Source organism: Arthrobacter sp. PL16 (assembly GCF_035985055.1).
Taxonomy (GTDB): Bacteria; Actinomycetota; Actinomycetes; order Actinomycetales; family Micrococcaceae; genus Arthrobacter_D; species Arthrobacter_D cheniae.
Genome location: NZ_JAXCIC010000005.1, coordinates 19,389 through 31,498 on the forward strand (window position 1 = coordinate 19,389; position 12,110 = coordinate 31,498).

General features: G+C 68.2%; 12 protein-coding genes. 6 read left to right on the top strand and 6 right to left on the bottom strand.

The window, feature by feature from the left end:
• Positions 1–223: 223 nt before the first annotated feature.
• Positions 224–1,096 (top strand): phosphodiesterase, encoded by an 873-nt coding sequence (locus RCH21_RS11240; RefSeq protein WP_407923719.1) that lies wholly within the window; start codon positions 224–226, stop codon positions 1,094–1,096.
• A gap of 49 nt (positions 1,097–1,145) precedes the next feature.
• On the opposite strand, the gene RCH21_RS11245 is transcribed toward RCH21_RS11240, so the two are convergent.
• The 4 genes from RCH21_RS11245 to RCH21_RS11260 all read right to left on the bottom strand — a co-directional run bounded on the left by RCH21_RS11245 (position 1,146) and on the right by RCH21_RS11260 (position 5,305).
• Positions 1,146–1,946, bottom strand: coding sequence for an MSMEG_6728 family protein (locus RCH21_RS11245; protein WP_326964442.1), 801 nt, complete (start codon positions 1,944–1,946; stop codon positions 1,146–1,148).
• Positions 1,947–1,987: 41 nt separating this feature from the next.
• Positions 1,988–3,517, bottom strand: coding sequence for a stealth family protein (locus tag RCH21_RS11250; RefSeq protein WP_442784707.1), 1,530 nt, complete (start codon positions 3,515–3,517; stop codon positions 1,988–1,990).
• A 243-nt stretch (positions 3,518–3,760) separates the two neighbouring features.
• Entirely contained in the window at positions 3,761–4,567 is an 807-nt protein-coding gene (locus RCH21_RS11255; protein WP_326964443.1) for a potassium channel family protein, read from the bottom strand.
• A 102-nt stretch (positions 4,568–4,669) separates the two neighbouring features.
• Positions 4,670–5,305, bottom strand: a complete 636-nt coding sequence (locus RCH21_RS11260) for a DUF1684 domain-containing protein (RefSeq protein ID WP_326964444.1) — start codon at positions 5,303–5,305, stop codon at positions 4,670–4,672.
• Between the two features lie 73 nt (positions 5,306–5,378).
• Here RCH21_RS11260 and RCH21_RS11265 point away from each other — a divergent pair, with 73 nt between their 5' ends.
• Both RCH21_RS11265 and RCH21_RS11270 read left to right on the top strand, forming a co-directional pair.
• Positions 5,379–6,131 carry a sulfite exporter TauE/SafE family protein gene (locus RCH21_RS11265; RefSeq protein ID WP_235830607.1) on the top strand — a complete coding sequence of 251 codons (753 nt, stop codon included), beginning with the start codon at positions 5,379–5,381 and terminating at the stop codon, positions 6,129–6,131.
• Between the two features lie 110 nt (positions 6,132–6,241).
• Positions 6,242–7,522 (top strand): cell division protein PerM, encoded by a 1,281-nt coding sequence (locus RCH21_RS11270; protein ID WP_442784701.1) that lies wholly within the window; start codon positions 6,242–6,244, stop codon positions 7,520–7,522.
• 108 nt (positions 7,523–7,630) lie between these two features.
• Here RCH21_RS11270 and RCH21_RS11275 read toward each other — a convergent pair whose 3' ends face one another.
• Positions 7,631–8,071: a hypothetical protein gene (locus RCH21_RS11275; RefSeq protein ID WP_326964446.1), complete on the bottom strand. Its 441-nt coding sequence runs from the start codon at positions 8,069–8,071 to the stop codon at positions 7,631–7,633.
• Positions 8,072–8,127: 56 nt separating this feature from the next.
• On the opposite strand from RCH21_RS11275, the gene purN reads away from it, so the two are divergent.
• The 3 genes from purN (at position 8,128) to RCH21_RS11290 (ending at position 10,615) form a co-directional block, all read left to right on the top strand.
• Entirely contained in the window at positions 8,128–8,739 is a 612-nt protein-coding gene (purN, locus tag RCH21_RS11280) for a phosphoribosylglycinamide formyltransferase (RefSeq protein WP_326964447.1), read from the top strand.
• A 1-nt stretch (position 8,740) separates the two neighbouring features.
• The gene (corA, locus tag RCH21_RS11285) at positions 8,741–9,757 is read left to right on the top strand and encodes a magnesium/cobalt transporter CorA (RefSeq protein WP_120148368.1); all 1,017 of its coding nucleotides are present in this window, start codon (positions 8,741–8,743) and stop codon (positions 9,755–9,757) included.
• Between the two features lie 258 nt (positions 9,758–10,015).
• A complete protein-coding gene (locus RCH21_RS11290) occupies positions 10,016–10,615 on the top strand; it encodes a DUF6318 family protein (RefSeq protein ID WP_326964448.1) in 600 nt (199 codons plus the stop codon).
• Between the two features lie 82 nt (positions 10,616–10,697).
• Here the strand turns inward: RCH21_RS11290 and RCH21_RS11295 are convergent, their stop codons facing one another.
• A complete protein-coding gene (locus tag RCH21_RS11295) occupies positions 10,698–12,050 on the bottom strand; it encodes an MFS transporter (protein ID WP_120148366.1) in 1,353 nt (450 codons plus the stop codon).
• Between the last annotated feature and the right edge of the window lie 60 nt (positions 12,051–12,110).

Below are 12,110 nucleotides of genomic sequence, written 5' to 3' on the forward strand. Positions count from 1 at the left end.
CTTGTGAGCCTACGGCGGGTGGTGCCGGCCCGCCACTCATTCCGTCGCCGCCGGCTGCGTGTGTTTCCACAATGTTTCTCGACCTGCCGTAGTGAGTTCACGAAGATCCGGTGCTCCTCTGCTTTGATGGCAAGCAGCTAAGCGTGACCCATCGGCTATCGGAGTAGGTTTCATGGTCTCCCGGACAGCAGAACACCCCCGGCCTCAGCACTTCGTCCTGCACATGAGCGACACGCACCTGCTCGGGGGGAATGTTCCGCTCTACGGCGCCGTGGACAGCGAGCAGCGGCTCCGTGAGGTGTTCGACGACCTCGAGGCATCGGGAGCACGGCCCCAGGCGATCGTCTTCACCGGTGACCTCGCGGACAAGGGGGAGCCACGCGCTTACGCGAAGCTCCGCGCCATCGTCGATCCGGCAGCCTCCCGGCTCGGCGCAACCGTCATCTGGGCCATGGGCAACCACGACGACCGCGCCGCCTTCCGGGCGGGACTCCTCGACGAGCGGCCCCCGGTCTCCCCTCCGGACGCTCCGGTGGACGCCGTCCACTTCATCGACGGGCTCCGCATCATCACCATGGACTCGACCGTCCCCGGTCACCACCACGGCGAGTTCACGCAGCAGCAGCTCCGCTGGCTGGCCCACGAGCTCGTGGTGCCCGCTCCGCACGGGACCATCCTCGCCCTGCACCACCCGCCGGTCCCCAGCGTCCAGGACCTCGCCGTCCTCGTCGAGCTCCGGGATCAGCGATCACTGGCCGACGTCGTCCGTGGCTCGGATGTGCGCACCATCCTCGCCGGGCACCTCCACTACTCGACGACGGCGATGTTCGCGGGCGTTCCCGTCTCGGTCGCCAGTGCCACCTGCTACACCCAGGACCTCATGTTCGACGGCGGCGGCTCCCGGGGGCGCGACGGGGCGCAGTCCTACAATCTCGTGCACGTGTACGAGGAGACGATCGTCCACTCGGTGGTTCCGGCGGGGCGGCATGCGACGGTGGGCGAGATCGTCCCGCGCGAGGAGACCCGACGGCGGCTCGAGGCCCATGGCGTGGTCATCGCGGAAGGAAGCCGGGCACGGGAGTTCGCCTCGGCGTAGCAGTTCCCCGGAGCTTCCTTCGACCCTTCGGCCGAAGGAGCCTCCCGGATCAGGTCCTGAGGGACTCCGGGAGGCCGACGCTGAAAAGAGTCCGCGGATCCTGCAGCAGGGCCGGCGGGTCGAAGTCCGAACGACGCAGCCAGCCATGCAGGCGGGCTGCCCGGATCAGCCCGTCCTCATGCATCAGCACCGGACCGACGTGCCCGGTCCGGAAGTGTTCGCCGTCGGGATCGGCGATGGCCACGGCGTCGCCGTCCTCCACCGCCTCCTCGAACGTATGGAGCTGGCGTTCCCACTTCGGTGCGGCACGCCCTCCCGGCGGTTCGGGCGGCATGAGCAGCGTCGCGTCGCCCTCGGGCGGATGCGAGGCCGCGCGCCACACCCAGAGGCGGCGGCCCTCCGGCTCGGAGGGGATGCGCTCCTCCTCGGGTGGGGGCCAGAAGTAGGGCAGGTCCTCGGGGATGCCGGGAAATCTGCTCCGGTAGATGTCCGGCGCCTTTTGGATCAGGTTGGACTGGTGGCTCACATGGAGTGCTGGTTCGCCGAGCCACGGCGGCATCGGCACATCAGGATCGTCGAGCACGTGCGGGGCGAATTCGAGGATCTGGCGATGGGTCGAGTCGGCGTGACCCCGCGAGACCCACTCCGACACCATCGCGAGGCCGTACACCGTGAGGGCCGGAACATACCCCATCCACATCCGGATGGCTGGATGCTGCCGCCATCCGTAGTCGGGGATCACCAGGGCCCGCAGGGCCTGCAGGGTCTCGACGCGCTGCTTGCCGAGCCTGGCCTGGTCCAGTACCCGTGCACTCGCCGCGAAGTCCGGATACGGCAGGAAGGTCTGCATGGCGCCAGTTTTGCACGTCGCGCCGACACCCTGCAGGGCGCCTAGATCTCCCAGGGAGCCTTGACCGGGAAGTACTTCTCGAGGAAGTCCGTAACGAGGCGGGCCCGCTCCTCGGCCCCCACTTCGGGGAAGCTGCCGTCGTTGAGGCAGAAGAAGTCGTGGTTCCGCTTGTCGAGCATCTTGTTGAGGCTCTTCAGGCCCGAGCGCTGCGTGGTGTCGACATACCCGACGCGCGCCAGTTCCTGCGTGACGGCACGGCCGGTCAGCAGTGCGTAGTAGTGGTACAGGGAATTGGTCACCGAGATGTTGTCCTTGGCCCGGAAGCGGGATGCCGCCGTCGCCGCGAACTCCGTGACGAATTCCGCTTCCATCTCGAGCAGGACGCTCTTTCGCAGGGGAGCGGCCGTGTGCTCCAGGTGCCGCGTGGTGATGCGGCCGAAGCGCTCGTGCAGGAGGCGGCGATTGACGCGCGCCGCGTTCTCGAAGCCGCTGCGCTCGGCGTCGTTCTCACCGAGTCCTATGCGGGTGTCCGCCTCGATGAACTTCGTCACCCCGCCGGGGGAGAAGAACATGTCCGGTGCCACGGGCCGCCCGAAGAACATGTCGTCGTTCGAGTAGAGGAAGTACTCCGACAGACCGGGGATGTGCTGGAGCTGCGCCTCCACGGCCTGGGAGTTGTGCGTGGGAAGGACGGATGGGTCCTTGAAGTGCTCCTCAGAGCGCACGAACGTGACGGACGGGTGCTTCGCCAGCCAGGCCGGCCGGTCGGAATCGGTGGCGATGAAGACGCGGCGAACCCACGGCGCGAACATGTATACCGATCGGAGCGCGTACTTGAGCTCGTCGATCTGGCGGTAGCGGGCCTCGTGGTCGTCGCCCTCTCCCACCACCACGCCCTGCATGCGCGCCGCCCGCGCCGCCAGGTACTCGGGGCTGCTGCCGTCCACCCAGGAGAACACCAGGTCGATGTCGAAATCTATGTCCGTGGCATGGTCGGCGAACATGTTGTCGATCGTGGGCCAGGTAAGGCCGTGGCGTTCCACCTCGCCGCGCACCACTTCGGCGGCGGGAAGGGTGCGGCGCGTCAGGGAGTTCTCGACGGGTAGTTCGATCGACGTGGCGTCGAGCGTCCACAGCTCGATCTGCACGCCGGCGGAGGGCCCGTAGGCGAGTCCGCCGAGGGGTTCTATGCGGGGGCGGAACAGGCGGAAGATCCGCGCCTTCCCGCTCTTGGAGAGTTCGCCGTCGCTGACGAGCAGGGTGGTCCGGCGTTTGGTGTCGACCGTGCGTGAGTAGAACGGTTCATCGCGGCACGCCTCCACCAGCGCGGCACGGAGCCTCTCCCGATCGGCCAGGTCGACGGCGATGACGGGGCGCTGGTCGTTGCCGCGCACCAGGAGGAAGCCGATACCGGCCTTGTCGAGGGCCGCGCGGATGAGCAGCAGGTCCTCGACCATGGCCTGGTGCGGCGTGCGGTCCTGGTTGATCAGCGTGAAGCGCCGCTTGATGGTCGTGATGTCCGAGCGGCCCTCGAAGCGGGCCACCGCCGCGCGCGACGCCGATTCGAGGATTTCGGCTTCATTCTCCGGTTCGGGTGCACCGAAATAAACGTCGTGTTGCGCGGCCGTGTCTGTAATCGGAACCTCCGGAAGTGGGTGGGTGACGCTCCTAATGATAGGGCCTAGGACCACTGGGCGGATGCGAACGGGCACCATACCCCGTCAGGATGATGCAGTCCAGCGTCCCGGCCATCGGGTTCAGGGTTGCGTCGATGAGGTGTAGTCGGGCCATCGGTTTCCCACCACTGCGCCCGGTCAGTCTTCCGAGTCGTGCCGTGGGTGGGAGCCGTGGGCGAGCTGACGTGTAAGGGTGTCGATCTGCAGGCTCACGCTCGTCAGCTGGTCCTGCATCCGGGTATCGGAGGCGGTGGCCTCCGCCTCGGCCCGTGCCGTTCCGACGTTCTCCACGAGCCAGGAGGCGAACGCCGCGGTGACCGCGCTCAGCACCCCGATTCCCCCGATCATGAGGCCGGCCGCCACGAGGCGGCCGGCACCTGTCACGGGGTAGTAGTCGCCGTAACCGACGGACGTCACGGTGGTCAGCGCCCACCAGAGGGCGTCGGGGAGGGTGACGATGGTCGCGCCCGGAACGTCCTGTTCGACGTCGAGCACCGCCAGGGCACCCGCGTATCCGAGCACCGTCATGGCGGAGATGACGTAGAGCACGATATGCCCGCGCAGGGCGTCCCCGCCCGATCGGTTGAGGACGCGCAGCAGGGGGATGAGCCGGAGCAGCCGGAGTGGCCTCAGCATGGGAAGCAGGAGGATGACGAGTTCGTGCAGGTGCCGGATGAACCAGCGACCCCGCGACGGCGCCAGGAGGAGACTCACCAGGTAATCCACGAGGAAGAGGCACCACACGCCCCAGATGATGCCCTCGAGGAGCCGGCCTACTGCAGGGTCGGGGTCACCGGTGACCTGGATCGAATAGGCCGCCAGGTAGAGGATGGCCCCGATGATGAGCGGAACCTCGGAGCGGCGGCGCCACAGTGCCGCGTCGATGGGGGTGCGATGCAGCCGCGTCTGCTTCGTTCGTTCCTGGTCCACCGGCTTCTGCTTCATGTGGTTCTGCTCATCGTTCGCACTCCTCGGTGGGCTGCCGCCAGCCTCGGTGCCGACATTGTAAGCCTACGTACTATCGACGGGGAGTGGAGCCGCTCCTGGTCAGTAGGACCGGTACAGCTCTCCGACCGGGACGTCGTCCGCCAGGCGGTTGTCCGGGCCCGGCAACGGGCAGGCCCACTGCTCGTCATAGGCGCAGGACGGGTTGTACGCGAAGTTGAGGTCGACGACCAGACTGCCGGGAACTCGTCCCTCGCCGAGGTGCGCCCCCTTGATCGTGTCGAGGACGTAGCGCCCACCGCCGTAAGTGCCCCCAGGCTTGCCGGCCGTCGCGTCGCGTAGGGGGAGGAAGAGTCCGCCCCCGTAGGAGGCCAGCTTCCACAGGGCCAGCTTCCCGAGCCCCGGCAGCACCAGGGTCCCGAGTCGGTGGAAGGGCACGACGCCGTCCGTCCCGGTCGCCACGTCCATCACCTCACCCGCGCCGTCACTGTCCACGAGCGCCTCGAAGCGGAACGCCGGATCGTAGGGCGCGATCTCCAGCCCGGTGAAGGCCGCCTTCGCACTGGCCTGCAGAGCCGACGCCGGATGTGCGCGGAACAGCTCGTCGCGCCCCGACCGCCACAGGGCGTGAGCCGACTCGGGGGAGTCGGACGCGGCGCGCCCGCGGACGTCGTCGTAGAGGCCGAAGACGCGCCGGCGCCAATCCGCCGTCGCCAGTGCGCTGGTAAGAGCCGTCATGGTGTCAGGCTACCGCCGGTGGTGCGGTCCTTGGCCGCACGTGGGTTGGTTGCCCCGGCGTACTGTAGCTCGGGTGACTCTCGGGATCTTCTGCATCGTGCTCTTCTCCATCCTCGTGGGGGCGGTGGCGCAGCGCATCGCCGGCCTCGGGTTCGCCCTGCTCATCGCGCCGTTCCTCGTGATCATCCTCGGACCGCACGCCGGCGTCCTCCTCGTCAACATCTGTGGGGTCGTCTCCTCGGCCATCATCGTCGGCCGGGTGTGGAAGGAGATCGACTGGAGCATGTTCCGCTGGCTCGTCGTGCCCTCGATCTTCGGCTCCGTCCCCGGCTCCATCCTCGCGGTCGCCGTGCCTTCGGCGCCGTTGTCCGTCACCGTCGGAGCAGTGGTGCTCGTGGCGCTGACGATCTCCCTCGTGCTGCAGCGCTCCGACGTCGTGGTGCGCGGGAATCTGCCGAAGGCCGTTGCAGGGTTCACGGCGGGAGTGACGAATTCGATGGCAGGCGTCGGCGGTCCCGCTGTGAGCGCCTACGCGCTCCTCTCCCGATGGCCACAGCGGCCGTTCGCCGCGACGCTCCAACCCTTCTTCGTGTGCATCGGACTCGTGACGCTGATCACCAAGCTGCTCATCGATCCGTCGCAGGCGCCGGTCCTGGCGCCGTGGATGTGGGGCGCGATCGGAGCCGCCATCGTCGCGGGGATCTTCGCGGGTGAAAAACTCGGGCGCTTCGTCCGGGACGACCAGGCGCGGCTGTTCGTCATCGTCGTCGCCTTCGTCGGCGCAGGGCTCGCCGTCATCAAGGGTTTGATCGACCTGTTCGGCTGAACCGGGGCGTGAGGACGACGCACCCGTAAATTCCGCAGGCGGCGACCGCGAGTGGATGGTGCCCGAGTCGTTCGTCCACCGCGGCGGGTGCCGGTGGCACCATGGAGGTGATGAAACTCCCCACCAAACCCCGTGCCCTTCCCATGCCCCTGTGGCTGCAGGGAGCGTTCGAACTCGGGCAGGCCGCCGTGATCTCGGCCCTGCTCGTCGCGCTCCCGGTCGCCGCAGTCTGGCTTACCGGGGGTTTCGCGGACCGTGGGCCGGAGTCCGCGGCGCGGCTCGCGGGCCAGGGGTGGCTCGTGATGCATGGGGTGCCGCTGGTGCTGCAGTTCCCGGCGGGCATCGCGGGGAACGAGGCCGCGACCGGCCTGATGCACGTGGTCCCGCTCGGCCTGGTACTCGTGCCGCTGATGCTCGCCTGGCGCGCAGGACGGCGCCTCGCGCGGGCCTCGTACACGGACCAGTTGTGGCAGGCCGTGCTTGGAGCCCTCGTCACCTACGCCCTGATCGGCGCCGGCGTCGCCTACCTGTCCATCACCCCCGATGCTTCCGCACCGCTCATCGCGGGCGCCCTCGTTCCGCCGGTCGCCGCCGGCATCGGACTCATCACCGGCGCCTACCGTGAGGCAGGCGCCTGGAGCCGTCTCGTCGGGGTGGATGCCGCAGCCTGGGTCGGCCGCACCAGCCAGCACTCACGCTGGGCAGGCTCCTACGTGTGGTCCATCCTCCGCTCGGGTTTCCTCGCCGTGATGGTCGCGCTGTCCCTCTCCGCGGCTCTGCTCGCTGTGGCTATCGGTCTGAGCTGGGCAGGAATCGCGGCAATCTACGAACGGCTCGACGGCGGCATTGCCGGCGCCTCCGTGGTGACCCTGTTCCAGCTCGGGCTCCTGCCCAATCTCGCGGTCTGGACCATGTCCTGGTCCACGGGCGCCGGGTTCGCGCTCGGTACGGGCAGTTCGCTCACCCCTCTGGGCAGCACAGTCGGGCCCCTGCCCGCCCTGCCCATCCTCGGCGCGCTGCCGGCAGGCACCCTCGACTACGGCTATGCCGCCCTCGCCATCCCCGTCCTCGCAGGACTCCTGGCCGGATGGTGGTTCTTCCGCGAAGGGGAGAACCACTTCGACGAATGGCTCGTCCTGCGCAGTCCCCAGCGGTGGCTGACCTCGACGGCGTCCACCCTGGCGCTCGCCGTCCTCATCGGGATCGCCGCCGGGCTGGGCGGCGCCTTCGTGGCACTGGTGTCCCGTGCCTCGCTCGGACTCGGGCGCTTCACCGAGCTCGGCCCCGATCCGCTGGCCGTCGGTCTGTGGCTCGGGCTCGAAGTGGCCGTGGGCGCCCTCCTCGGTCACGCCGTCGGGCCCCTGCTGGAGCGGGAGCCGCGCCGCCGCTGACGGTGGCGAACCGCCGCTCACGCCGGCGCATCGGGAGCCGGCTCGGCGCGCCTGCCGCACGGTAGACGGGAGACCACCGCCGGCTCTGGGCGATAAGCGTGCCGGCGACTAGCCCAGGCCGTCGAGTCGCTGCAGGCCGTCCTGGCACTCACTCTCAGCCTGCAGGGTCAGGGCGCGCGACATGCAGTCCTCATAGGTCTGTGTCACGGGCCACAGTAGAACCGACGCCGCCGTGCCCGCCGCGAGGAAGAGGGAGGCTGCGAGGCCGAGCGAGGTCGAGAGCACTACGAGCCGTGGCAGTTTGAGCTTGATCGCCTTGACGAGCGCGACCACGCCGGACGCGAGGGCGAAGAGCGAGAAGACGAGGGCGAGCACCTTCCACGGCAGCATGAGACTGCTCGTCAGCACCCCGCAGAGCAGTGCCAGCAGGAACAGTCGGAGCCACGTCCGCGCGGACGCCGTGGCGCGGACTTCCGCGTCGTCGTCGTGCCCTGCACGTCCGCTTCCTACCGAACTATGCCGGCCCTGTCCGTTGCCCTGCCGCGTCATCGTTGCTCCCTCTGCATGGTTCAACCCTAGGCGAGGAGAGACCATAAGGTTGAGCCATGCGCATCGTAGTCCTCGTCTCCGGAACCGGATCGAACCTCCAGGCCGTGATCGACGCCGTCGCTGATGGCACCCTTCCCGTGGCCATCTCGGCGGTCGGCGCGGACCGCCGCGGCACGGGGGGCGTGCAGCGGGCTGCTGACGCCGGCATTCCCACCTTCGAGGTGGACTTCCGTGAGTATCCGGAGCGGACGGACTGGAACCGGGCCCTCACGGAGGCCGTCGCCGCCTACGAGCCGGACTACGTCGTCTCTTCGGGCTTCATGCGGATCGTCGACCAGCACTTCCTCGACCGGTTCCCGAGCCGCTACCTCAACACGCATCCGGCGTTGCTGCCGAGTTTCCCGGGCGCACATGGCGTCCGAGACGCCCTCGCCTACGGCGTCAAGGTGACAGGCTGCACCGTGATGATCGCCGACGCCGGGGTCGACACCGGTCCCATCCTCGCCCAGACAGCCGTTGCCGTGCTGCCCGATGACACGGAGGACACCCTGCACCAGCGCATCAAGGTCGAGGAGCGCCGGCTCCTGATCGAGACGCTCCGCGATCTTGCCGTCGGGGATGATCTCTTCGTGCGGGCCTCCCGGACCGACAACGCGAGGGGTGCCTGAGATGCCCCTGGTCGCCAACGCCGTCTACGTCGACGGAAAGAAGCGCATCAATCCGGAGACACTCGACCAGACGTTCGAACTGATGCGCGACAGCCGGGGCATGGGCTGGATCGGACTGTACCGGCCCGAGCGCGAGGAGATCAGCGCGGTGGCGCAGGAGTTCGGGCTGCACACCCTCGCCGTCGAGGACGCGACCAACGGGCACCAGCGCGCCAAGCTCGAACGCTACGAGGACACCCTCTTCGTGGTCCTGCGGCCCGCACGCTATCTCGACGCCGAGGAGAAGGTCGAGTTCGGCGAGCTGCATATCTTCATCGGCCCCGATTTCGTGGTGACCATCCGGCACGCGGAATCACCGGATCTCGGCATCGTGCGGCGGAGGCTGGAGGCGGATCCCGTCCTCCTCGGTACCGGACCCCAGGCCGTGCTCTACGCACTGCTCGACCAGGTCGTCGACGAGTACGAGCCCGTGGTGCTGGGCCTCGAGAACGACATCGACGAGATAGAGAACGAGCTGTTCGGGGGCGCACCCGACGTGTCGCGCAGGATCTACGAGTTGCACCGCGAGGTCATCCTCTTCCAGCGCGCCACCCAGCCGCTGCAGTCCATGATGGAAGCACTGCTGCGCGGATCCGAGAAGTACCAGATGGATCCCGAGCTCAGCCGGAACCTCCGCGACGTACAGGACCACGTGATCCGCGTCGTCGAGCGTGTCAATACGTTCCGCACCCTGCTCCAGAACGCGCTGACGGTCCACTCCACGCTGGTGGCGCAGCGGCAGAACGAGGAGATGACGCGGCTCACGGAGACATCGCTGACGCAGGGTGAGGAGGTCAAGCGCATCTCCTCCTGGGCCGCCATCCTCTTCGCACCCACCCTGATCGCGTCGATCTACGGTATGAACTTCGACCTCATGCCCGAGCTGCACTGGACTCTCGGCTATCCGTTCGCGCTCCTGCTCATGGTGGGCATGGGGGCCGGCCTGTACTGGGCGTTCAAGCGCAGGGACTGGCTCTAGGACTCAGCCCTCCCGGGCCTTGGCGCGCGACGACGGCCGGGACCATCAGGCCCGGCCGGACGCCGATGCGCCCTGTGAGGCGTAGCCCCGGGCTGCGGCCTGGAACGGGAAGTCGAGCACCGACTGCCAGCACAGTGTCGCATGTCACAGGAAGAGTCGATCGGACGACGGCCCGGAGGGAGGGAAGTTGCCTTGGGCACCGGTAAGGTGAGGGAGACCCTAGGCCACGTCCGTTCTCCGAGCATTGTTGGGACCACCATGAACCTCTCCCGTATCGCGGCAACAGCCGCCGTCACCCTGCTGGCACTGACCGGTTGTGCCGGCGCCTCCGAGTCCACGCCTGCGACCTCGGCCGAGACGAAACCCGCACCCGCCAGTTCGACGGCGGCTGCTGCGAACATCCAGCGGCCCGCCACCAATGACCTCGTCGGTGAGGCGACCCCCGAGGGTGCCCGCGCCTTCCTCTACTACTATTTCGATCTGAAGGCCTACGTGCTCCAGACCGGTGATGCCGCCGCGATGGTCGAGCTCGTGGACGGCGCCGCGAGCGAGCAGGCCGAGGCGGAGAGACTCCAGGGCGTGTACGACGACGGCGGTTGGGTGCTCGGCGGTCAGCCGAAGGTGGAGAACGTGCTCCTGACCACGCCGGAGGAGGAAGTCGTTGAAGGTGCAGATGTCACCGCGCTGATCCCCGTGAACCCCGATGCCTATACCGAGTTCGCCGAGGACGGCTCCGTCAGCGAGCAGCGTCCGTTCTCGCCGGAGGGAACCATCTACACCGCCGGCATCCGCTACACCGATGGCGCCTGGAAGGTCACCTCGCTCGAGGAGACGCCGGACGCGGAACTGCCCGAGTAGCGACACCCGGAAAAGGAAGAGGAGGGGTGCCCGCCGCCACGGCGGCACCCCTCCTGCGCGTCCTGCAGGTCCCTGACGAGCTTCAGCGCAGCTTGGCGCTCCGCGTCTCGGGGGCGTTGAAGGCCATGAACACGACGGCGAGGAGTACGAGTCCACCCGTCAGCGCGAACGTGAGCGGAAGGCCGAGGTAGGGCCAGAGGAGGCTGCCGAAGATCAGCGGCACGAGGCCTGCCCCGATGCGTGAGATGGTCGATGCCCACCCGAATCCGCTGCCCCGCAGTTCCGTCGGGTACAGCTCGGAGACGTAGGTGTAGAGGACGGGAATCGCTACCTGCACCACGAAGCCGAAGGCCAGCAGCCAGGCCGTCGCGACCGCGGGAAGGTCGAGCGTCAGGGCGAAGACCACGAGGAGCGCCGCCGATCCCGGCCCCGTGATCGCAAGGAGCCACTTGCGGCCCACGCGCTCCACGAGCAGGGCTGCGGCGATGACGCCGAGGAATCCGACGCCGGTCATGAACGTGGTGGTGATGAACGCGACGGACTGCGCGTAGCCCGAGGCGATGAGGATGCGCGGCATCCAGGTCAGCGCGCCGTAGTACACGAGCAGGATCGTCAGGAAGAGGCTCCACGCCGTCAGCGTGATGCGCCAGTTGTAGCGCCAGAGCCCGGTGAGTTGCCCGGAGATGCTGCCGATGGACAGCTTCGGCGTTTCTTCGGGATCGGGGAGGCGCCACTCACGCTGTTCGCCGCCGGTCCGTGCCACGAGGTCGTCGATGACCGCCCGGGCTTCCTCGCGCCGCCCGCGCTGCACCAGGTAGAGCGGGGACTCGGGGACTCCGCGCCGCACCCAGAAGACGAGCAGGGCGGGTAGCACCATGACGAGCATCGCATAGCGCCACTCGCCGGTCTGTGCCACGATCGCCGTCGTGACGGCTCCGCAGAGGAACGCGCCCACGGGCCACCATGCGTCCATCGCGGTAAGGACGCGGCCTCGCTGGCGCCGCGGGGTGAACTCGCCGACGAGCGCGTAGTCCACCGGGATGCATCCGCCGAGGCCGAAACCTGCCAGGAACCGGAAGATGCAGAACCAGACGATGTCGGGCGAGAAAGCACCGAGCACGGTGAAGACCGAGAAGACGAGCAGCGTCAGGGTGAAGGCGCGCTTGCGTCCGATGAGGTCTGCCACGGACCCCCAGGCGAAGGCGCCGACCGCCATGCCGATCAGGTTCGACGTGGCGATCCACGCGGACTGGCCCGAGGTCAGGCCCCAGTCGCCGATCAGGAGCGGGATGAGGTAGGCGTTGAGGGTGACATCCCAGGCGTCGAACATGAAGCCGAGGCCGCCGATGAGGAAGATCTTCCCCTGGACCTTCCAGCGCCAGGGGAGGTCCTGGACCACCTGGTCGCCGGTGGGGAGCTGCGTATTGATGCTCATGATGCCTTCGTGGAGGGGGCCGGGTACTGCGAGAACTGTACCGCCAAGCATCGGGGCACC